Source organism: Micromonospora zingiberis, from assembly GCF_004331455.1.
Lineage (GTDB): Bacteria > Actinomycetota > Actinomycetes > Mycobacteriales > Micromonosporaceae > Micromonospora > Micromonospora zingiberis.
Genome location: NZ_SJJR01000035.1, coordinates 1 through 20680 on the forward strand (window position 1 = coordinate 1; position 20680 = coordinate 20680).

Sequence of the window (20680 nt, forward strand, 5' to 3'; positions counted from 1 at the left end):
GACGACATGATGGCGGCCCACCGGAGCCGGTTCGCCGACCAGTTCCGGGACATCGTCGCCGCCCAACGCAGCCAACTCCGCATCCAGTCACCCGCCCTGGACGACATGATGGCGGCCCACCGGAGCCGGTTCGCCGACCAGTTCCGGGACATCGTCGCCGCCCAACGCAGCCAACTCCGCATCCAGTCACCCGCCCTGGACGACATGATGGCGGCCCACCGGAGCCAGTTCCGTGTCATGCTGGGAAGCCTCGCCACTGCGACGACTTACCGTACGGCCCTCACTGGCACAAGTAGCCTTTACGCAAATACGCTCGATATCGTCCTGGAAAATCTCGAACAGGCTGTTGAGCGGGTTGACCAATTGACCCAGTCGGAAATTTCCCTTCTTTCAATCTGGGCAGAGTCGTTGCGTGAACTCGGTGCATGGCTGCGACAGCCCGGTGCCGCCTGGACAGCCGTCGGACTTGTCTGGTTCGTAGTTTCCTACGTCTTTGTAATGCTCAAGACGGAGAGGCCGGACGTAGCAGACATGCTTGAAGTTCCCTACACCTTACTGTGCAGCATCATCCTAGGGGCAATGGCAAACGCGGCTTACAGCAAGTGGACTAAAGAGTAGTCTCACTGTTCGCAACCAATCTTGCTGACCCTAAATCTTTCCGCCTCTCAACCGCTGATCGCATCAATCAGCAACGTGGCCACTTCGCCCATGTTCGTAATCACTGCATCCGCCCCGGCGGCCCGAAACCGTTCGGCCTTTGCCGACCGGTTCGCGTAGCCAATCGACCGCACTCCGGCAGCACCCGCCCCGTCGATATCCGAAAGCGAGTCGCCGATCAGCACGCACCGGCCAGCCGTAGTGCCGAGTGCGTTTACGGCTTGCAGGATCGGCGCAGGGTTGGGCTTCATCCGATCCGGGTCGGCGTACGACCGACCGACAATCGGTGACACATACCCGGCGAGCCGATGCGCCACGAGGTACGTGCTCACTGCGACGGCTGAGTTGTTACTGACCACCGCCACCGGCACTCCGGCTTGCCGGGCAGCCACGATGACTTCCCGCCCGTACGGCGTCGGTTCGGCAGTCTCGACGGCCCGGATTTCAGCTGCACAAAGCGCGTCTTCTATGGCCCGCGTGACGCCCTGGTCGCCGACCGCGCCGGTTCGGCGTAGCACTTCAAGCGGGTCTGGCTCGCTGGCAAGATCAGGCGGCACCTCGACCCTAAGACGCCGCAGTACGTCGACCAGCTCGGCGGCAACCTGCGGTGCGGGGTATCCCGCGAAGATGCTGCATACCGGCCCGTCGAAGTCGAGTAGCAATGTGTCCACGTCGCCGAGCAGTCGACCGAGGTCGGCGTTCATGCGTCGTACCGGTAAGCGATGGTCGACCACACCGAGTCGAACCATTGGCGGGACGCCTCTACGAACTGCGTACCGTGTGAGGTGTCGTCATCGGTTACGGCGTAGTGGAACAGCGGCACATCCTTGCCCATCAGGTCATAGATAGCCATCGGCTCACCCTTGATCGATACGGTGCGTTCGGTAACTGGGTAGAAGCCGTAAAAGACTTCTTCGCTGTTGAGAATGTAGAGCTTGAACAGCGGGGACGCTCGGTGCATCCGCACCTCAACGGTGGTCGACCGGATCAAGCCGAGGTCGCCTAGCTCGGTGACCTGATCGATTATGCCGTCTGCTGCTCGGCGGGTGATTCGCTCGGCGCGCTCGCGTACCGCTGGATCGTCGGATTGTGTCTCGGCCCGTGCGGGCAGTGCCATGGGTGCGGTCATGTCGGAGATCAGGACGCGCACGGCGATCGTCTCGGGCGCGAGTCGACCGACGCGCACCTTGTCGAGGGTCTCGGCGAGCGCGTCGCGCAGCGTCTCACCGGAGAATCCCGCGAAGTCGATGGTGACGTGGGGTCGCTCGAACGCAGCTTCGATGTGGGGGCGCAGCTCGACGGCTCGCTGTGTCTGCGCTCGGACGAACGCGCCGCTTCCCTGCCGAGAGACGATCAGCCGCTCGGTCCGGAGTAGGTCCAGGGCTCGCTTGACCGTCTCTCGGGCTACGCCGTAGCGGGTGGCTAGCTCGGGTTGCGACGGTAGCTTGTCGCCCGGTGCGAGTCGGCGCGTGAGGATGGCCGCTCGCAGCTTGTTCGCGATCTGCTGAGACGCCTGTTTCGGGTCGTCGGGATCTAGCTGGCCGAGGAAGTCAAGGTTCTCGCTCACCAGGTCAGCCTAGCTCTGACTAGCCAAGCACGGAAAGTTCGTCGCATGGCCTTGACCTGACTAGCCAAGGCGGCTTAAGTTCATTTCGTCGAACCTGGCTAGCCAGGAAAGGCAAGCCGGTTGGTTGCTGCGTCGGCGTTGCGGCTTTGGCTGTGGCGTTCGCGAACGGGCCGCCGTGTGGTCGTTCGTTGACATCGCCCATAGCAGAGACGCCGCGTTTGATCTGGTCTGCGGTATTCCCGCCTTGATCCACATGGTGGCCGACCCCGGTAGATCCCGGGCGAGCGGGCCGAGTGGACCGGTCTTGGCGCGCGGTACGTCTTCTGCCTCTCTGCACTCACCCCGGGGTGGGGGTTCGCGCTGCTCTGGCACGCGGCCTCACCCCGGGCTCCCCGTTCTGATTCCCCGCTGTGGAGGTGAGCCGTCATGACCGTGAGCGTCTTCGCTGCTGTCCGTGTGACCACCAAGAGCAACGTCACCTGGAAGACCTGCGACCGCTGCGGCGGCCTCGCCCCGCTCGCTGCCGATGAGCGTCACTGCCGGGCGTGCCCGCCGGTGCGTTCTCGCCGTTCTGGAAGGAACCGAACCCAGTGATGACCCACCGCGCCACCGCCGGGCCGACCGCCGCCGACCTGGCCGCGATCGACACCGAGTGGCCGCTGATCGCCGCCGAACTGGACGTGCTCGACGCGGAGATCAGCCTGATCTACGCCGAGGATCACGGCGGGCCGACCGCCTTGGACTGGCGCAGGCTGCGCCGGGCCGAGTCCCGCGTCACGCGGGCCGCCGCCGAGGTGGCCACCCGCACCACCGGCCCGGACCGCGCGGCCTGATGTCCCGCATCCGTGCCGCGTTCCACGACCCGGAGGGGACCCGCTACGGGATCCCGACGTTCTGGTGGAAGGGTGCCCCGCCGGGCTACGCCACCCGCCGTCAACTGCGCGCCGCTGGTCTGCGGCCCGGTGGTCAGCCGGTGGCCGCGCAGATCCTCTGGCGCGGCGTCGGCGGTACCCGCACGGCCTACCTGTACCGGGTGGAGCTGGCTAGGCCGAAGCGCATCGCCACCCCCGCCCAACGCCGCGCGATCGACGCCGCTCTGACGGCCCGTCGTACCTGCCGTGTCTGCGGTGTGGTCCGGCCCTACTGCATTCCGCGCTCGCTCGGTGAGTGCGTTGACTGTGCCTATCCCGAAGGAGTAGCCCCGTGAGCAGCCGTAAGAGTCGCCGTGCCGTGCTGGCCGAGTTGCTGTTGCTGGCCGACCCGAAGCACTTCCAGACCAACACCGATGGTGTGTCGCTGGCGTTCGACTTCGACAGCATCGCCGACCTGCGGTCGTGGCTGCACCTGGCCGGACTCACCGACCCGGACATGCTGACCGCCGAGCGCACCGGCACCACCGACGACGGCCGCCCCTACCGGACGATGTACGCCTATCCGACTTGGCACGGGTGGGAGATCTACGCCTACGCCAAGGAGTACACCAGCGGGCCGGCTCTCGCCCCGGCCACCGTCGACCGGCTCTCCGCGCTGGCGGTGGAGGGATGAGCGGCCGCACGTTCACTCACCCGTCCGTGCTGTCCGCGTACCCGAAGCCGGTGGACGAACTGGTGCCCGCCGCGCGGGACCTGGCCGACCGGCTCGGCACGGTTCCGTCCCGCAACCGGATCAAGAAGGAACTGCGGGTGGGCGGGCCGAAGGCCGACGCCATCTTGGCCGAGCTGACCCGCACCCCCGACGTACCCCCGACGCTCGACATCGACCCCACGCCCGAACCCACCCCACCCCCGGCGGATCCGGCGGTCCCGGATGAGTCCACCCCGACCGACCCGGCCACCCCCGCCCCGGTGGCGGACTCGCCGCCGCCCGCCGACACCATCGCGCCGCCGGTGGAGGCGCAGCCCGTACCCGTCGTAGACCCGGGCACCAACATCACGTCCCGGCCCGCCCGTCGCGCTGTGGTGTGGCCGGTGGTGCTGCTGGCGCTGCCCGCGTTCGTCGCCATCTGGTCCGGGTGGGTCGGACTCGGTGAACTCACCGGGTTCGGGGTGGTTCACCCCCTGCCGGGGATCTGGGACAGCTTCTCCATCAACTCCGCGATCACCCTTCCGATCGGTGTGGAGACGTACGGCGCGTACGCCCTGTACGTGTGGCTGTCCGGCCGCGTCCCGGACCGGGCGCTGCGGTTCGCCAAGTGGTCTGCGATCGCCTCACTTCTGGTCGGCGCGCTCGGCCAGGTGGCCTATCACCTCCTGGAAGCGGCCGGAGTCACCTCGGCCCCGTGGTGGATCACCACCGCCGTGGCGTGCCTGCCGGTCGCCGTCCTCGGCATGGGCGCTGCCCTGGCGCACCTCGTCCGCGAGGACCACTGATGGGCAAGCGCAAGGCGACCGGGCAGGACCTGGTGAACATCGTTGCCGAGTGGGCCGTGACCCAAACCCACCGCGACGACACCACCCGCGCCGCCTGGCGCAGTCTGCCGCCGCACGTGCAAGGGCAGATCCACGGATGGGCCGCCGACGAGCGGCAGCGACGCGCAGACGGCACCACGATCACCGACTGATTTCGCCCGGCGGCACAGCCCCACGGCCTCAGAAACCAGTGCTGTGCCGCCGGTCCTCATCCCCGTTCAGCCCTCACGGACCTTTGGGAGAGAACCTTCATGTTCGCAGATCCGACCGGTGCGGGCGCTGTCGCGTTCGCGGCCGTGTTCGCCGCTCTCTATGCCGCGCATCAGGTGGCGGATCACTGGGTGCAGACGCAGCGGCAGGCCGACTGCAAGAGCGAGCCCGGATGGCCGGGCCGCCTCGCCTGCGCCGCCCACGTCGCCTCCTACACCCTCACCGCCGCCGTCGCCCTGGCCACCCTGATCCTCGCCACCGGCCTGCGCCTGGACCCGTGGGGCGTCGGGGTCGGGTTGACCGTGTCGGCGGTGTCGCACTACATCGCCGATCGGCGCACCCCGTTGCGTCGCCTTGCCGAACTGCTGGGCAAGGACCCGCACTGGCTGACCCGAGGTGGCGGCATGTACGCCCTGGACCAGTCCTGGCACACCGGCTTCCTGTTCATCGCGGCCCTGTTCTGCGCGGCCTGACCACTCCCATCGGGCACCCCCACACCCGCCGTGGTGGGTGCCCGTGTGGGAGCGGTCAGACCCGCTGACCGCCGCCACTGGGAAGGGAGCCCCGCGTGGGCCGCAAGTTCCTGTTCAGCGAAGACGCCAACGGCCGGTCCCGTGAGATCAAGGTCGACCCCAAGCACATCGACCGGCAGATCCGCGACGAGCGGGCCGCCGGTCGCACCCCGACCGTGCTCGACGAGGACGAGCGCATCCGCTTCGGGCGACTCTCCCAGCAGCACAAGGGCCGCCGCTGACCACCACCGTTTCACCCGGCGGCACAGCACCTGGCCTAGGAAACCTCGCTGTGCCGCCGGTCCATCCCCGCAACCCGAAGGGCATTGGGAGGACCACCAGTATGCACATCTCCGACCCGCAGTATCGGGAACAGCACGACCGGCGCGTGACCCGCAACCGTGACGCTCGCCTGGCGCAGATGGCCGAAGCGCAGCGGCAGGCCGACGACCGCAACCGCGCCAACGCCGACCGGCAGGCCACCCGGTGAGCGCGAAGCGGTTCACCGCCGCCTACCAGCAGTGGCAAGACGCCGAAGCCGTCGCCGCCGCCACCGGCAGATCCGCCGACCGGACCGCCGCCGAGCAGCAGCGCCAAGCCCTGCGCAACAGCCCGGAAGTTCACCGCGCCAGGCAGCAGCTCAACGGCCGGGCCGCGCCGCGCGACAGCCGCTAACCCCCCGCCCGCAACGTCTGACCGCTTCTGTCGCCACCGGCCCATTGCCCGGTGGCGGTGGTGGCCGCCAGAGCGTCTGGACGGCCGGAAGGGAGCACCCCCTGATGGGCAAGAGCAAGGACGAGCGGCGTGCCGCGATCCGGGAGCACAAGGACGCCCGCGCCGAGTTGGCGCGGGTCAGCAGCAAGACCCGGGACGTGACGCCGGAGTACCTGGCCGCGAACCGCCGCGTGCTCGACGCCGAGAAGAACCTCCCCTGGTGGCGTCGCTGACCTAACCCATCCCTGTCCGGCGGCACGGCCCCTGGCTACCCACCGTGCCGTGCCGCCGCCCCCTACCCCCGATCACCTGCAACCGGTGGAGGAACCCCCATCATGACCAGCGAACCCATCACCCCCGCCGGGCCGCCGGATGAGAAGGCGGCCCGCATCGTGGATCTGGCGCAGCGGCGAGCGGACCGGGCCGCCGCCGCGCAAGGCTTGTCCGCCGCCGACGCGGCCGACGCGGAGACGGTTGCCCCGGAACCGGTGCTGGTCGGTGAGGTGGTCGACCCGCCCGACCGTCGCCCGGACCTCTCCGAGCTGCTCGACCGGCGCGGCGGCCCGGTGCTGCCGTTGTGGCTGACCGACCCCGGTCAGCGTCGCGACATGCTGCGCCGCGCGGTCAACTCCGCCGGCTACCACGTGGGCACCCACCTGGCGTTGTCGCCGGTGTATGCGGGCAAGGTCGCCTGGTACGCCCCGAAGGGTGCGGCCCGTCTGGTCGGTCAGGTCCTCGGGTGGACGAGCGCTGAGACGGGGAACTGGCATCTGCGGCAGGACGCCGCCAACCGCAACGATCCGAAGACGTGGCTTGACCTGGACCGGCACCGGATGCGGCAGGCGTCGTGGCGGTGGTGGGTCACCGGCGCAGGCACCCTGACTGCTGGCACCGGCGGTCTGGTCCTCGCGTCCGACCTCACGCCGTGGTGGGTGAAGGTGCCCGTCCTCGCCGCTGGGCTGGTCGGCTTGGCCCGGCACGGGCGACCCCTGGACAAGCCGATCCTGGCCCGCACGGTGGTCCGCCCGGTCTACCGCAAGCTGACCGCCGAACTGACCCGCAAGGGCATCATGGCCACCGGCCTGGTCAAACGGCCCGAGGACATCGTGTTCCCGGCCGGGGTGGGGGAGATCCGCCGGGACGGTCCGGGTTACCTGGCCATCGTGGACCTGCCCGATGGGGTCATCGCGGTGGACGTGGTGGAGAAGCGGGAACTGCTGGCCGGTGGCCTGCGCCTGCCGGTGGATCAGGTGTGGCCGGAGGTCATGCCCCGTGAGCACCCGTCCCGACTGGCGTTGTGGGTGGCCGACCGGCCGGTGTCGGCGATGAAGCAGCCGCCGTGGCCGTTGCTGCGGGGTGGGCAGACGGACTACTTCAAGCCGTTCGTGTACGGGTTCGACCCGCGCATGCGGCCGGTGGACTACCGGATGGATGAGCGCAACAGCCTGTTCGCCGGGTTCCCCGGGTCGGGTAAGTCCCTGTCCGCGCGGGTGGTCATGGCCGGGATGGCGCTGGACCCCCTGGTGCAGTTCGCGGTGTTCGACCTGGCCGGGCGCGGGGACTTCGACGCGTTCGAACCGCTGTGCCCGCCGGACCTGTTCGGGTCGGGTGCGGACGAGGGCACGAAGCAGGCCGCCTACCAGATGTTGATGTGGCTGCTCAAGGAGTGCGACGTGCGCGGGCCGCGCATCAAGCACTACGCCACCCAAGGGCTGAACAGCGAGAACAAGCTCAACCGGGCCATCGCGGCGAAGGACGCCCGGTTGCGGCCGGTCGTGGCCGCGATCGATGAGGTTCAGGAACTCATCACCGATCCGGAGATCGGCAAGTCGAGCGCGGCAGCGATGACCAGCATCATCAAACGGGGCCGGGCGCTGGGTATCCACCTGGTGCTGATGACGCAGCGCATCGACAAGGAGTCGCTGCCCAAGGGCGTCACGTCCAACATCGCCAACCGCACCTGCCTCGCCGTGCCGTCACACGTCGAAGTCGACCTCGCGTTGGGCACCGGCGCGTACCGGCAGGGTGCCCAGCCGACCCGCTTTGAGGTGGGTGTCGACTCCGGGTGGGGTGTGCGGGTCGGCTACGGGCCGATGGTCTCCGCCCGCGCCGCCTACCTCGACCGGGCCGCCATCGAGAAGATCTGCGCCCGGGGCGTGGCGTTGCGCGGCGGCACCGCCGCCGCCGTGGACATGCCCACGGCGCGGGACATCCTCGATGACCTTCGGGCGGTGTGGGTGGCCGACGAACGAGGCCAGCACTGGGAGGTGTTGACCACCCGACTGGCCGATCGGTTCCCCGACGCGTACTCGTCGCTCACCCCCGACGCGCTGTCCGCGTTGGTGCGCGGCAAGAAGGTCGAGTGCTCACGCCAAGTGAAGGTGAAGGGCGCCAACCGGTCCGGCCTGTACCTGGACAACCTCACCAAGGCACTCGCCGAACGCGACAGCACCCCCGATTGAGAACCGGTAGCGCGGCCGGTAGCGGTCCGGACAGAGGTAGAGCGAACTCTACCCAGACCGCTACCGGCCCCACCTGCGCCGATCTTCACCGGTAGCGGTAGCGGCCCACACCGCCTACCGCCGGTTACCCCCTGTTTGGAGCCCCAAGTGACCCTCATCGTGGCCGCTACCAGCACAAACATGCCCGGAATGTCCGTAGTCTGGTTCGCCGGAATTGCCCTGATCGTTGCTGTCGGTTACGCCGCCGCCTGCTACGTCCGGCCGTTCACTGCCTGTCACCGCTGCAAGGGCACCGGTACCGCCCCACCCCGCCTCTGGGACCGGCTACGCCGCCGCATCACCCACCCCCGCGCCATCCATGGGCGGCCCGACTGCCGCCGCTGCGCCGGGACCGGTCTGCGGCTGCGCATCGGACGCCGGACGGTCAACTACATCCGCCGCGTCCGCAGAGTCGGCCGGTGACCCGGCGGGCCGCCGGTCACACCGACTGGTGCGGCCGGGACCACCGCTGCAACCTCGGCGAACACCGCTCCGACGAAATCGTGGTCGACATCAACGGCCGGGCGCGGGCCGTGCTGGTGCGGGTGCGGACGACTGCCGGGCGCGACCACGCTGAGGTTCGCGTCCGTGTGGCGCTGGCCCCGGCGGAGGTGGCGGCCCGCCGTCAGTTGGTTGTGGGCTGCTCGGTGACTTGCGGCAGGCCGTGACCCGGGCCGCGATCGCGGGTCGACCTCGGCCGAGGTGGTGACCCGATGGCCCGGTGGCTTGTCGCCAGCGCCGCGATGGGACGGCCGGTGACCGACGACGAGCCGTACCCGCACGTCTGCCGACACCGCATCGACGCCACCCACACCCAGAGCGGCCGGGAGGTCTACCTGCAACGGAGCGCCTGCGCCGCCTGCGCCCACGAGCACCACCACCGCCGCCGACCGGCCCGACACTCGCGCCCCGGCGCGGCCGATGGCCGCCTGACCTGATCGGCGCGCTTCGCGCGCTCACCACCCGGTGGCCAGCGTCCGCCCCGACCCGGCCACCGATGCGCCGCCGCCGACATTCACCTGAACGGAAGGAGAGGTTTCGTCGTGCCCTTTGCCGATCTGCTGACCTGCGCTCTCGCCTACGCGGCGCGGGGGTGGCACGTCTTCCCGCTGCGCCCCGACCGACCCGACGCCAGCGACCCGGACGGGGCGAAGCGGCCCGCGTTCCCGAACCGGTGCACCGCCGACCGCTGCGACCGCAGCGACCCGCGCTGCCGGGCCGCCGGGCGGCACGTCGGGTGGGAGGAACGCGCCACCACCGACCCGACCCGCATCCGCCGCGCCTGGTCGACCCGCCCCTACGGCGTGGGGATCGCGTGTGGCCCGTCCGGGTTGGTCGTGGTCGACCTCGACGTGCCCAAGCACCCCGACGACATGCCCCCGGCCGAGTGGCAGGGTGCGTGCGACGGGTTGGACGTGTTCTCGATCCTCGCGGCCCGGCACGGCACCCCCATCGACCCGTGCGGCGGGTTCGGCGAGGACGATCCACCTCGGGCCGGGATCGACGTGACGTACACGGTGCTCACGCCGAGCGGCGGTAGCCACCTGTACTACCTTCACCCGGACGGCGGGCCGGTGCTGCGCAACACCACCAGCGACCGGGGACGCGGGTTGGGGTGGAAGGTCGACACCCGCGCCCACGGCGGCTACGTCGTCGCCGCAGGCTCCAGCGTGGCGGGCCGCCCCTACGAGGTGGCGTTGGACTGCGAACCCGCCCCGCTACCGGGCTGGATCGCCACCCTGACCGCACCACCGGCCCGCCCGGCGGCCCGACCCGCGACGGTGCCGCTTCCGGCGGACCGGCGCGGCCGGTATGTGGCTGCGGCGATCCGCCGTCAGGTCGACCACCTCACCGGCGCCGGTGAGGGTGCCCGTAACCATGCCCTGTTCACCTCGGCGGTGGCGCTCGGTCAGTTGGTGGCCGGAGGTGCCCTGACCGACACCGACGTGTACGCGGTGCTGGAACCCGCCGCCCGGTCGCTGCCCGGACGGCGGCCCCTGACCGATCGGGAGATAGCGCGGACCATCGCGTCCGGGCTGCGCGTCGGTGCGCGCCGGCCACGGCGGCTAGCCGAGCTGGGGAGGGTGGCATGACCGGGCGGGTGCAGATCGGGACCGGCCCGGAGAGCATCCGGGCGCTCAAGGCCGCGTTGGTCGACGGCCTGTTGCCGGACACGTACGTGTCCGGCGGGTCGCTGGTGCACATGGAAGCCGTGTCCGGTGGGGTGGCCGCCGCCACGGACGAGGACTCCCCGCTACCGGTCAGTGCGAGTCCGATCAACCCCGCCGGGTTGGCCGGGCTGCTGGCCGAACACGCCTACGTCTACCGGGTGAAGTCCCGCAAGGACGAGAAGGGCAACCCGCAGACCTACGAGGAAGAGGCCACCCCCTCCCGCGAGGTTCTGTCGTCGGTGCTCGCCGGGAAGACGTGGCCGGGCGTTCCCGGTCTGCGCGGCGTCATCGGCGCGCCGGTGCTGCGCCGTGACGGCACCCTGTTGCAGGCCCCCGGCTACGACCCGGCCACCGGCTTCTACCTCGCCTCCAAGGTCGCGCTACCGCCCGTCCCGGACGCGCCCACCACCGAACAGGTGGCCGACGCGCGCCGGTTCCTGCTCGGCAGGTTCCTGCGGGACTTCCCCTGGTCGTCCGCCGCCGATCGGGCCAACTACATCGCGCTGTTGGCCACGCCGATCCTGCGGCACTTCACCCGCTCCCTGACCCCGTTCGCGCTGATCGACGCCACCATGCCGTCCTCCGGTAAGTCCATCCTCACCGCCGGTCCCGGCATGCTCTACGGCCAGCGCGTCATGCCCTGGGCCTACGCCGACGAAGAGTTGCGCAAGTCCATCACCGCCGTGTTCACCGAACAGGTCGGCGTCGTCATCTGGGACAACCTCGCCGAGGGAACCGTCATCGACTCACCCACCCTCGCCCTACTCGTCACCGCCGGAGAGTGGTCCGACCGGCAGTTGGGCGCGTCCCGCAACATCGCCACCACCAACGACCGGCTGTGGATGGCCACTGGCAACAACCTGCAAGTCGGCGGAGACATGGCCTCCCGCACCGTCCGCGTGCACCTCGACCCCGACATGCCCCGCCCCGAACTGCGCGACCAGTCCGGATTCGGCATTCCCCACCTCGACCAGTGGATCACGAACCCCGCCAACCAACTCACCGTCCTGTGGCACCTACTCGTCCTCGTGCTCGACTGGACGCGCCACGGAGCACCACGCGTGACCGGGGTGACGATGCGGCAGTTCACGCCGTGGGCACAGCACCTCGGCGGGTTCCTCGCCCACCACGACATCGACGGATTCCTCACCAACGCCGCCGACGTCCGCGACATCGACCAAGGCGAACAACGGTGGGGTGCGTTCCTCACCACCTGGCACGACCGCCACGGCGACCGACGCATGACCGCCGCCGAACTCCGCAGCGACGCCGAACCCACACACTTCGGCAGCGACACCCACGACCCGTGGGACGGCCAATTCATCACCACCGACTCCGGCCGACTACCCAACCCGCTACAACTCGGCAAACTCCTCACCGGGCAAGCCGGACGCTGGCGCGGCCACCACGTCGTCCGCACCGGCACCAACGACCGAGGACGCGCCGTCTACTGGGCCGAACACCGCGACGGATGAAAACCCGCTGAACCATCTCGGTATCTCGGCATCTCGGCAGAACCAGCCCACCACCAGCAGAAACACCCTGCCGAGATCAACCCCGTAGACAGCCTTCAATCTCGGCAACTCGGCAACCATCTGCCGAGATGACACCGGTTTGCCGAGATGCCGAGAACCCCACCAACACCATCTCGGCACACGTTCACGCAGGTCAACACCACGTTTGCCGAGATGCCGAGATACCGAGATGGTTCAGCCCTCCCGCAATCAGTGGAGGACCGCGCGGCAGGACTACGACGACGGCTCAGCCGTTTCCCGAGCGGCCTTGCGCTGCTCCGCGACCTGGCGGCGGTAAGCCGCCTGTTGCCGCGCTTGCTCACGAAGCGCTGGCAAACCATCCGAGGCACCGAACGCAACCTTCGCCCCCAGAAGTTCGGCAACGCCGTCCGTTAGCAGATTGTCGGAGCGCAGGCTGTCGACCACGGACACCAGAGCCGTCGCTTGAACCGCAGGAGCCCACCGCGCCAACAAGTCCATCAACTCCCCGAAATTGTTGACCTTGACGAACGGGGACCCTTGCGCCATATCCCAGACATCAACGATGAACTCATCCCGCCCGTCCACCGTCCGCCGGTACGACTGGACACGCAGGTAGGAGAGTTCATCACCGACGCCTAAAAACTCGGACCAGCCTTGCTGCTCCAACCACACCCCCACGTCGACGGTGTCCGGCGCACCTTCAAACGGATCGAAGATCTCATAGCCCATCAGCACATCTTGCCGCTTCCACTGCACTCACGGCAGCACCCACGCCCAAGTCGACCAGCTTCCGCTACCCGCTGAGAGCCACACAGACGCACCGGCCCTACGCCGTACACCAACCCTGCCCGGATCATGCGTCTACGGCGCTCTCAGTGGGTCGCCCTACGCCGTTCTGCGGCAACGCCTTACCGGCCCTCCGCATCTGCCCGCCGGTCGCCAGAAGGCGGTCATCGTGCGAATCAGGCTGCGCAGCGCACCCGCCACGGCACCACGGAACCCGCCTTGCCCCGCCCTCCGGACCACCCCCGCCTTCACCTCGGCGGCACTCCGAGGAAGGACACCCCGATGACCACCCCCATTCGACGCGCCACGGCGGCACCCCGCCCGAATCGCCACCTCACCATCGCTGACATCTGTCACGAGCTTGGAATCACCCGGTCGACCTTCTACGACTGGCGGGCAAAGCGGAAAGGTCCGCCGTCTCGGAAGCTGCCGAACGGCGAGATCCGAATCGAGCGCCGCGACTACGAAACCTGGCTTGACTCGCTCTATGAGGAGGTTGCTTGAACACGAGCTATGACGTACGGATTTGGTCAACGCAAACGTACGACGGGGCAAGAGGGAAGACGTACCGGGTTCGGTGGCGCGTGGCCGACCGGCAACACAAATCGGTGTTCAAGACGAAAGCTCTTGCGGACAGCTTCCGATCGGGACTGATCACTGCAACCCGCAAGGGTGAGGCTTTCGACATCGAGACGGGCCGCCCGCTCTCAATGCGCCCGTCCGCCAAGGTCAGTACGTGGTACGAACTCGCCTGTTCCTTCGCGGACATGAAGTGGCCGCACGTGGCCGCCACGACGCGCCGCACCCACGCAGAGGCGTTGACCGCGCTGACCGTGCTCATGCTCACCGGCACGAAAGGCCGCCCGGACGGGAAGCTGTTGCGCTACGCGTTGGGCCGGTGGGCGTTCAACACTTCCCGCCGCGAGGCAGAGGACGTGCCCGCAGAGGTGCGGTCCACTCTCGATTGGGTGAAGCGAAACACCCGCGACGTGGCCAGCATGAGCCGCCCGGAGGTTTTGCGGCCCGTGCTGGACGGGCTGACCGTACGCCTTGACGGCGCTCCCGCCGCCCCGAGCGTCATCAGCCGTCGCCGGAAGATTCTCAACACCGCCATTGAATACGCGGTAGAGAAACGGCTACTGCCCGCGAATCCGTTGCCACAGTTGAAATGGAAGCCGCCGAAGACGGTCGCCACCATCGATAGGCGGGCAGTGGCTAACCCGGTGCAAGCGCGCACTCTACTGGAAGGGGTCCGGGACCAGGGACGTATCGGGCCGCGCATGGTCGCGTTCTACGCCTGCCTGTACTACGCCGCGATGCGGCCCGAGGAAGCCGTACGCCTCGCCAAACCGAACCTCCACCTACCAGAGAAAGGGTGGGGAGAATTCACTCTCGACGGAGCCGAACCGCACGCCGGTCGGGAGTGGACCGACAGCGGCAAGAACCGGGACAGTCGCCAACTCAAGCAGCGAGCGCGCGGCGAGACGCGCTCGGTTCCCTGCCCGCCGGAACTGACCGCGATCATCAACGCGCACATCGACATGTTCGGGTTCGGCCCGGGTGGCCGGCTGTTCGTGGGGGAGCGCAACAAGGAGGAGTTACCCAAGGGCACGATCAACCGCGTGTGGAGGTGGGCACGGGCCGCCGTGTTCACACCCGAGGTCTACGCCTCGCCGCTGGCCCGCACGCCGTACGACCTGCGGCACGCGGCGGTGTCGACGTGGCTCAACGAGGGCGTGCCGCCGACTCAGGTAGCCGAGTTGGCCGGACAGTCGGTGGAGGTGCTGCTCAGGATCTACGCCAAGTGCCTTGACGGCGGAGACGCGGTGCTGCGGCAGCGCATCGAACGGGCGCTAGGCCACGGCTGACCCCCGCCAAACTTGGGCACGTATATGGCGCAGACGACCGCCACGGGCCGGTGACGGCCGGACACAGCCGGACATACGAGTAAGGCCGTTGACCGGGTTTGCCCTGGTCAACGGCCTTTTCGTGCTGGTCCGCTCTGGTGCCCCCGGCAGGATTCGAACCTGCGCCCCCGCCTCCGGAGGGCGGTGCTCTATCCCCTGAGCTACGGGGGCTCAGCGACTGGAGAAGACTAGCAAACCCCGTAGCCGAACGCCGAATCGGTATCGGCGAGTCAGGCGGCCTGGGCGCGCCCGCAGCTTGGCAGCGGGTGCGGCACGATCCGTCGGGGTAGCCGGCGCGGCCACTCGTTGCGGGCCCAGGAGCCGTCCACGATCAGGTGTACCGTGCGTTGTTCCGCGCCGCTGAGCCGCAGGACGAAGTCGCGGGGCAGTGCCGGGTCGACCGACGGTGTGGTGATCATGAAGCGGACCCGGCCCCGGGACGAGACGGCGGAGACCACGTCGGCGGCCGGCATGGTGCCGCGTAGCCGGACCCGGCCGAGCCAGTAGACCTCGGCGACGTGTTCCTGGGCGGCGCGGGTGATCGCCGGGTACTCGCTGCGTACCCAGCGCTCGACCGCGCCGACGCAGAGGCCGCAGGCCCGCTCGCGGGGCTCGCGCGGCCCCAACCCCCAGGCTCGCAGGTACGCCCCGACGGTCCCGGGGTCGAGGGTCAGCCCGAAGTGCTGCTCGATCAGGGCGTGCAGGCTCTGCCGGGTCCACAGCTCGTCGTCCAGGCCGAACTCGTCGGGGTGGACGCCCCGGAGGGCGTCGATCAGTTCCAGCTCCTGTTCGCGGCTGAGCGCTCCCGGCTCGCCCTGCCGCTGTCCGCGACGGACGGCTGCCACCGCCCCGTCACCGCCGATGGTGTGGCGCCGGCACCAGCTGGTGACGGAACGCCGTGCGTCTCTGAGTGCAACCCCCACGTCCTGGACAACGAGTGCACTTCTCTCTAAGTAACCCCTAGAGGGAAAATCGGTCTTATGCCACCAAGACGTGACGGAGTCTACGATCCCGGGTCGAGACGGTGGTGGTCCGCCTCAGGCTGCGCGGTGTCGAAAACGACGGCGCCGCCCCGCTCGAAGCTGAGCGGGGCGGCGCCGGTCGGGTCGCGGGCGGCGGGGTCAGCCGGCGGCCTGCTGTAGCTTGCGCAGCTCGTTGATCTCTTTCTGCTGCGCCGCCTTCATCGCCTCGGCGAGCCGGACCACCTCGGGGCGGTCGGAGGCGTCGAGCACTCCGTCGGCCATGTGCACGCCACCGATGTGATGCTTGATCATCAACTCGATGAAGAGCCGGTCGACCTCGGCACCCTGGGCCTCGTGCAGGCGGGTGATCTCCTCCCGGGTGGCCATGCCGGGCATCAGCCCGTCCGCGTCCACCCCGACGCCGTCGGGCATCCACGCCATCGCCGGCCGGGAGCCGGTCGGCAGCAGGTTCCATTCCTGCAACCAGCGCTGCATGTGACCGATCTGGGCCTGCTGGGTCAGGGCGATGTCGTACCCGAGCTGCCGGATCGCCGGATCCTGCCCCTTGGCGTACGCGACCATCGCCATCTCCACCGCCTGGGCGTGGTGCCGGGACATGTCCCGCGCGAAACCGGCCTCGGCCGACTCCTCACCAGGGGTACGCCCGGTCGCCAGCGTGGCGGCGGTCCAGCCGACGCCGAGCAGCAGCAGCGCCGTGACGGCCAGCGTCAGGTAACGCAGGGTCCGGGACGTCGGCCGGGGTTCGGCCGACTGCGTCGTCTGCTCCTCGATCGTCGTCTCCTGCACGGCGCTGGGCATCGTCAGCCGCCCATCGAGGGCTGCATCTCGCGCGGCTCGGTGCCGGTGCCAGTGGTGTAGTTGCCCGACGAGCAGGGCACACCCGGCTCCATCGAGGCGTTCTGCGCCAGGACGGTGGCGAACTCCTTGATCCGCGGGTCGTCGGCGTTGTCGACCTTGAGCTGGTAGCCCCAGGCCTGGATGGAGACCGCCTTGTCGAGGCCCTCGTACGGGCTCATGAACATGAAGTCGTTGCCGCGGATCACGTCGGCCAGCTTCGCCACGTCGGCCTCGGGCAGGTCGGGACGGTAGGTGAGCCAGACGGCGCCGTGCTCCAGGCTGTGCAGCGCGTGCTCGCTGGCGATCGGCGCGTCGTAGATGTCACCGAGGCAGCGCTGCCAGGTGTTGTTGTGCGGGCCACCGACCGGCGGGCTCTGCGCGTACTCCTGCTTGCCGGAGCGGTGCTCCTGGTTGCTGATGCTCTCCGGATCCGTCTCCCGGAAGTTGACGATGCCGTCGATCTGCGCGGCCTTGTCCTGCCACGACTGGCCGCCCCGGATGGCCGCCCAGGCGCCGTACCCGATGATCGACGTGGCGAGCACGCCGACGGCGACGAAGAGGGCGATCGGGCCCCACGAGCGGCCCTGGCTGACCTTGACCGGGGTGATCGGCTTGCGTGGCCCCTTGCCACCCCCACCAGCCCGTTTGGGCGTCGCCGACTTGCCGGAATCGGCCTTGGCGTCGGCGGCCGGCCGACCCGCCGCCGGCTTCTTGCCGGTGCTGACCACGGTCGGGCGGCGCTGCGGTCCGCCCGGGGTGCTGATGCTCATCGGTCCTCGTCAGGTCGGTCGGTTAGGGGACTCCGGCGGCCCGGCCCCCGATGCCGGGTCGCCGCCGCGGGGACCGAGTCTACCCCCGATAACATGGATCGGTGACTCCCGCAGAACTCGCCGAAGCAGTCCTTGCCGCCGCTCACGCCGTCTTCGCCGACCGAGGGCTGGACCGGTCGGCGCTGCCGGAGCAGACGACGGTCGAGCGACCGCGTAATCCCGAGCACGGCGACTACGCCGCCACCCTGGCGCTGCAGCTGAGCAAGAAGGTGGGCGTACCGCCGCGGGAGCTGGCCGGTGATCTGGCCGCCCAGCTCGCCAGCACGCCGGGGATCAAGTCGGTGGAGATCGCCGGTCCGGGCTTCCTGAACATCCGGCTCGACGCCGCCGCCGCCGGCCAACTCGCCCGCACCATCGTGGCGGCGGGCGCGGAGTACGGCCGGGGCGACCTGCTCGCCGGCCTGAAGATCAACCTTGAGTTCGTCTCGGCCAACCCGACCGGCCCGGTGCACATCGGCGGGGTCCGGTGGGCGGCCGTCGGCGACGCGTTGAGCCGGCTGCTGCGCGCCACCGGCGCGGACGTCGGCACGGAGTACTACTTCAACGACGCCGGCTCGCAGATCGACCGGTTCGCCCGCTCGCTGCTCGCCGCCGCCAAGGGCGAGCCCGCCCCGGAGGACGGCTACGGCGGGGCGTACATCGCCGAGATCGCCGCCCAGGTCACCGCCCGGCGGCCGGAGGTGCTGTCGCTGGACGACGCCGCCGCCCAGGAGGTGTTCCGGGTCGAGGGCGTCGAGCTGATGTTCACCGAGATCAAGTCCTCGCTGCGGGACTTCGGGGTGGAGTTCGACACCTACTTCAACGAGAAGGACCTGCACGACCGGGGTGAGCTGGAGCACGCGCTGACCCGGCTGCGCGAGCAGGGGCACGTCTTCGACGCCGACGGCGCCACCTGGCTGCGCACCACCGACTTCGGAGACGACAAGGACCGGGTACTGCGCAAGTCCAACGGCGAGTGGACGTACTTCGCCGCGGACTGCGCCTACTACCTGGACAAGCGCGAGCGGGGCTTCGACCGGGTCGTGATCATGCTCGGCGCGGACCACCACGGCTACATCGGCCGGATGAAGGCGATGGCCGCCTGCTTCGGCGACGACCCGGCGCAGAGCCTGGAGATCCTCATCGGTCAGCTGGTCAACCTGGTCCGCGACGGCGCACCGGTGCGGATGAGCAAGCGGGCCGGCACGGTGATCACCCTGGAGGACCTGGTCGACGCGATCGGCGTGGACGCCGCCCGGTACGCGCTGGCCCGCTACTCCAGCGACTCGCCGATCGACATCGACATCGAGCTGTGGACCCGGGCCACCCGCGACAACCCGGTCTACTACGTGCAGTACGTGGCGGCCCGGACGGCCAGCGTCGGGCGGAACGCCGCCGAGGTCGGGCTGACCCGGGGCGAGGCCGACGCGTTCCGGCCGGAGCTGCTCGACCACGACAAGGAGAACGAGCTGCTCAAGGCGCTCGCCGAGTTCCCCGCCGTGGTGGCTGCCGCCGCCGAGCTGCGCGAGCCCCACCGGGTGGCCCGCTACCTGGAGGACCTGGCCGGGGCGTACCACCGGTTCTACGACAACTGCCGGATCCTGCCGCGCGGTGACGAGGAGGTCACCGACCTGCACCGGGCCCGGCTCTGGCTCAACGACGCCACCCGGGTGGTCATCGCCAACGGTCTCTACCTGCTGGGCGTCTCGGCGCCGGAGAGGATGTAGCCCGATGCGTGCTCACGAAGCGGGTGCGCTGCACGGCGACATCGGCAACCGGGGGCCGGCCTGGCTGCGTACCCCGGCCGACGTCAACGCCCTGATGCCACAGCTGTGGCCGCGCAACACGGTACGCGGTGCGGACGGCGCGCTGGTCGTCGCGGGCCTGGGGGTACGCGACCTCGCCGCCGAGTTCGGCACCCCGGTCTACGTGCTCGACGAGGACGACCTGCGTTCCCGCTGCCGGGACTTCCGGGCCGCCTTCCCGACCGAGGACGTCTACTACGCCGGCAAGGCGTTCCTCTGCCGCGCGGTGGTGCGGATGATCGCCGAGGAGGGCATGTTCCTCGACGTGTGCAGCGGCGGTGAGCTGGCCGTGGCGCTGGCCGGCGGGATGCCGCCGGAGCGGATCGGCTTCCACGGCAACAACAAGTCCGAGGCGGAGCTGCGGCGGGCGTTGGACGCCGGCGTCGGCCGGATCATCGTCGACTCGTTCGCCGAGATCGACCGGCTCACCGCGTTGGCCCGCGAACGCGGCGTACGGCCCCGGGTGCTGATCCGGGTCACCGTCGGCGTCGAGGCGCACACCCACGAGTTCATCGCCACCGCCCACGAGGACCAGAAGTTCGGCTTCTCGCTGGCCGGTGGGGCGGCCATCGCCGCCGCGCTGCGCATCCTCGACGAGGACGCGCTGGAGCTGCGTGGCCTGCACTCGCACATCGGTTCGCAGATCTTCGACACCAGCGGCTTCGAGGTCTCCGCCCGTCGGGTGTTGGCGCTACAGGCGCAGATCCGCGACGCCCGTGGGGTGGAACTGCCCGAGCTGGACCTCGGCGGCGGCTTCGGCATCGCGTACACCACGCAGGACGACCCCTCGGCCCCGCACGACCTGGCCAAGCGGCTGCGCAAGATCGTGGATTCGGAGTGCGCGGCGGAGCGGTTGGCCGTACCGCAGCTGTCCATCGAGCCCGGCCGGGCGATCGTCGGCCCGGCCGTGTTCACCCTCTACCAGGTGGGTACGGTCAAGGACGTCGACGGCATCCGGACGTACGTCAGCGTCGACGGCGGGATGAGCGACAACATCCGGACCGCCCTCTACGACGCCTCGTACTCGGCCACCCTGGCCTCCCGGGCCAGCACCGCCGAGCCGATGCTCGCCCGCGTGGTGGGAAAGCATTGTGAGTCCGGGGACATCGTGGTGAAGGATGAATTCCTGCCCGCCGACGTGCAGCCCGGAGATCTTGTCGCGGTGCCCGGCACGGGTGCCTACTGCCGCAGCATGGCCAGCAACTACAACCATGTGCCCCGCCCGCCGGTGGTCGCGGTACGGGACGGCCGTGCCCGGCTGATCGTTCGACGGGAGACCGAAGCCGACCTGCTCGCCTTGGATGTGGGATGAAACAA

Annotated in this window: 26 protein-coding genes, 1 tRNA gene and 1 pseudogene; 21 read left to right on the plus strand and 7 right to left on the minus strand. The window is 69.5% G+C overall.

Annotation, left to right across the window (positions count from 1 at the left end):
• On the plus strand, positions 1 to 618 hold a 618-nt coding region (locus tag E0H26_RS29485), incomplete at its 5' end, for a hypothetical protein (RefSeq protein ID WP_165522014.1).
• A gap of 47 nt (positions 619 to 665) precedes the next feature.
• Here E0H26_RS29485 and E0H26_RS28100 read toward each other — a convergent pair.
• Both E0H26_RS28100 and E0H26_RS28105 read right to left on the minus strand, forming a co-directional pair.
• Positions 666 to 1361: an HAD family hydrolase gene (locus E0H26_RS28100; protein ID WP_131309364.1), complete on the minus strand. Its 696-nt coding sequence runs from the start codon at positions 1359 to 1361 to the stop codon at positions 666 to 668.
• Complete coding sequence (locus E0H26_RS28105) at positions 1358 to 2224, minus strand: GntR family transcriptional regulator (RefSeq protein ID WP_131309366.1); 867 nt, start codon at positions 2222 to 2224, stop codon at positions 1358 to 1360. Before E0H26_RS28105 ends, E0H26_RS28100 begins: the two co-directional genes overlap by 4 nt.
• Before the next feature lie 593 nt (positions 2225 to 2817).
• On the opposite strand from E0H26_RS28105, the gene E0H26_RS28110 reads away from it, so the two are divergent.
• The 16 genes and pseudogenes from E0H26_RS28110 to E0H26_RS28175 all read left to right on the plus strand — a co-directional run bounded on the left by E0H26_RS28110 (position 2818) and on the right by E0H26_RS28175 (position 12215).
• Positions 2818 to 3057, plus strand: coding sequence for a DUF6284 family protein (locus tag E0H26_RS28110; RefSeq protein WP_131309368.1), 240 nt, complete (start codon positions 2818 to 2820; stop codon positions 3055 to 3057).
• Positions 3057 to 3431 (plus strand): RRQRL motif-containing zinc-binding protein, encoded by a 375-nt coding sequence (locus E0H26_RS28115; RefSeq protein ID WP_131309370.1) that lies wholly within the window; start codon positions 3057 to 3059, stop codon positions 3429 to 3431. The genes E0H26_RS28110 and E0H26_RS28115 overlap by 1 nt, the downstream gene beginning before the upstream one ends.
• Before the next feature lie 26 nt (positions 3432 to 3457).
• A complete protein-coding gene (locus tag E0H26_RS28120) occupies positions 3458 to 3769 on the plus strand; it encodes a hypothetical protein (RefSeq protein WP_131309421.1) in 312 nt (103 codons plus the stop codon).
• Positions 3766 to 4593, plus strand: coding sequence for an ABC transporter permease (locus E0H26_RS28125; protein WP_131309372.1), 828 nt, complete (start codon positions 3766 to 3768; stop codon positions 4591 to 4593). Before E0H26_RS28120 ends, E0H26_RS28125 begins: the two co-directional genes overlap by 4 nt.
• Positions 4593 to 4784, plus strand: a complete 192-nt coding sequence (locus tag E0H26_RS28130) for a hypothetical protein (protein WP_131309374.1) — start codon at positions 4593 to 4595, stop codon at positions 4782 to 4784. The genes E0H26_RS28125 and E0H26_RS28130 overlap by 1 nt, the downstream gene beginning before the upstream one ends.
• A gap of 99 nt (positions 4785 to 4883) precedes the next feature.
• The gene (locus E0H26_RS28135) at positions 4884 to 5315 is read left to right on the plus strand and encodes a DUF3307 domain-containing protein (protein WP_131309376.1); all 432 of its coding nucleotides are present in this window, start codon (positions 4884 to 4886) and stop codon (positions 5313 to 5315) included.
• A 95-nt stretch (positions 5316 to 5410) separates the two neighbouring features.
• Entirely contained in the window at positions 5411 to 5596 is a 186-nt protein-coding gene (locus E0H26_RS28140) for a hypothetical protein (protein ID WP_131309378.1), read from the plus strand.
• Between the two features lie 101 nt (positions 5597 to 5697).
• Complete coding sequence (locus E0H26_RS29490) at positions 5698 to 5844, plus strand: hypothetical protein (RefSeq protein ID WP_165522015.1); 147 nt, start codon at positions 5698 to 5700, stop codon at positions 5842 to 5844.
• The gene (locus E0H26_RS28145; protein WP_131309380.1) at positions 5841 to 6029 is read left to right on the plus strand and encodes a hypothetical protein; all 189 of its coding nucleotides are present in this window, start codon (positions 5841 to 5843) and stop codon (positions 6027 to 6029) included. The genes E0H26_RS29490 and E0H26_RS28145 overlap by 4 nt, the downstream gene beginning before the upstream one ends.
• A gap of 104 nt (positions 6030 to 6133) precedes the next feature.
• Positions 6134 to 6301 carry a hypothetical protein gene (locus tag E0H26_RS29495; RefSeq protein WP_165522016.1) on the plus strand — a complete coding sequence of 56 codons (168 nt, stop codon included), beginning with the start codon at positions 6134 to 6136 and terminating at the stop codon, positions 6299 to 6301.
• Between the two features lie 102 nt (positions 6302 to 6403).
• Positions 6404 to 8530, plus strand: a complete 2127-nt coding sequence (locus E0H26_RS28150; RefSeq protein ID WP_131309382.1) for an FtsK/SpoIIIE domain-containing protein — start codon at positions 6404 to 6406, stop codon at positions 8528 to 8530.
• A gap of 189 nt (positions 8531 to 8719) precedes the next feature.
• Positions 8720 to 8992 carry a hypothetical protein gene (locus E0H26_RS28155; RefSeq protein WP_131309384.1) on the plus strand — a complete coding sequence of 91 codons (273 nt, stop codon included), beginning with the start codon at positions 8720 to 8722 and terminating at the stop codon, positions 8990 to 8992.
• Positions 8989 to 9278, plus strand: a pseudogene (locus tag E0H26_RS28160) (hypothetical protein). The gene E0H26_RS28155 and the pseudogene E0H26_RS28160 overlap by 4 nt, the downstream one beginning before the upstream one ends.
• Before the next feature lie 4 nt (positions 9279 to 9282).
• Positions 9283 to 9507 (plus strand): hypothetical protein, encoded by a 225-nt coding sequence (locus E0H26_RS28165; protein ID WP_131309387.1) that lies wholly within the window; start codon positions 9283 to 9285, stop codon positions 9505 to 9507.
• A gap of 105 nt (positions 9508 to 9612) precedes the next feature.
• Positions 9613 to 10662: a bifunctional DNA primase/polymerase gene (locus E0H26_RS28170; RefSeq protein ID WP_240742437.1), complete on the plus strand. Its 1050-nt coding sequence runs from the start codon at positions 9613 to 9615 to the stop codon at positions 10660 to 10662.
• On the plus strand, positions 10659 to 12215 hold the full coding sequence (locus E0H26_RS28175; protein ID WP_131309391.1) for a hypothetical protein: 1557 nt from the start codon (positions 10659 to 10661) through the stop codon (positions 12213 to 12215). The genes E0H26_RS28170 and E0H26_RS28175 overlap by 4 nt, the downstream gene beginning before the upstream one ends.
• Before the next feature lie 273 nt (positions 12216 to 12488).
• Here the strand turns inward: E0H26_RS28175 and E0H26_RS28180 are convergent, their stop codons facing one another.
• Positions 12489 to 12965 carry a hypothetical protein gene (locus E0H26_RS28180; protein ID WP_131309393.1) on the minus strand — a complete coding sequence of 159 codons (477 nt, stop codon included), beginning with the start codon at positions 12963 to 12965 and terminating at the stop codon, positions 12489 to 12491.
• 339 nt (positions 12966 to 13304) lie between these two features.
• On the opposite strand from E0H26_RS28180, the gene E0H26_RS28185 reads away from it, so the two are divergent.
• Both E0H26_RS28185 and E0H26_RS28190 read left to right on the plus strand, forming a co-directional pair.
• Positions 13305 to 13526 (plus strand): helix-turn-helix transcriptional regulator, encoded by a 222-nt coding sequence (locus E0H26_RS28185; RefSeq protein ID WP_131309395.1) that lies wholly within the window; start codon positions 13305 to 13307, stop codon positions 13524 to 13526.
• Positions 13527 to 13606: 80 nt separating this feature from the next.
• Positions 13607 to 14890: a tyrosine-type recombinase/integrase gene (locus E0H26_RS28190; protein ID WP_240742438.1), complete on the plus strand. Its 1284-nt coding sequence runs from the start codon at positions 13607 to 13609 to the stop codon at positions 14888 to 14890.
• A gap of 135 nt (positions 14891 to 15025) precedes the next feature.
• Here the strand turns inward: E0H26_RS28190 and E0H26_RS28195 are convergent.
• The 4 genes from E0H26_RS28195 to E0H26_RS28210 all read right to left on the minus strand — a co-directional run bounded on the left by E0H26_RS28195 (position 15026) and on the right by E0H26_RS28210 (position 17519).
• Positions 15026 to 15100: transfer RNA gene (locus E0H26_RS28195), tRNA-Arg, on the minus strand.
• A gap of 59 nt (positions 15101 to 15159) precedes the next feature.
• Complete coding sequence (locus E0H26_RS28200; RefSeq protein ID WP_131309399.1) at positions 15160 to 15852, minus strand: winged helix-turn-helix domain-containing protein; 693 nt, start codon at positions 15850 to 15852, stop codon at positions 15160 to 15162.
• Positions 15853 to 16050: 198 nt separating this feature from the next.
• Positions 16051 to 16710 (minus strand): DUF305 domain-containing protein, encoded by a 660-nt coding sequence (locus tag E0H26_RS28205; RefSeq protein WP_131309401.1) that lies wholly within the window; start codon positions 16708 to 16710, stop codon positions 16051 to 16053.
• Positions 16711 to 16712: 2 nt separating this feature from the next.
• A complete protein-coding gene (locus tag E0H26_RS28210; protein ID WP_131309403.1) occupies positions 16713 to 17519 on the minus strand; it encodes a DUF3105 domain-containing protein in 807 nt (268 codons plus the stop codon).
• A gap of 101 nt (positions 17520 to 17620) precedes the next feature.
• On the opposite strand from E0H26_RS28210, the gene argS reads away from it, so the two are divergent.
• Both argS and lysA read left to right on the plus strand, forming a co-directional pair.
• Positions 17621 to 19285 carry an arginine--tRNA ligase gene (gene argS, locus E0H26_RS28215; protein WP_131309405.1) on the plus strand — a complete coding sequence of 555 codons (1665 nt, stop codon included), beginning with the start codon at positions 17621 to 17623 and terminating at the stop codon, positions 19283 to 19285.
• A gap of 4 nt (positions 19286 to 19289) precedes the next feature.
• The gene (gene lysA / locus E0H26_RS28220; RefSeq protein WP_131309407.1) at positions 19290 to 20675 is read left to right on the plus strand and encodes a diaminopimelate decarboxylase; all 1386 of its coding nucleotides are present in this window, start codon (positions 19290 to 19292) and stop codon (positions 20673 to 20675) included.
• Positions 20676 to 20680 lie beyond the last annotated feature (5 nt).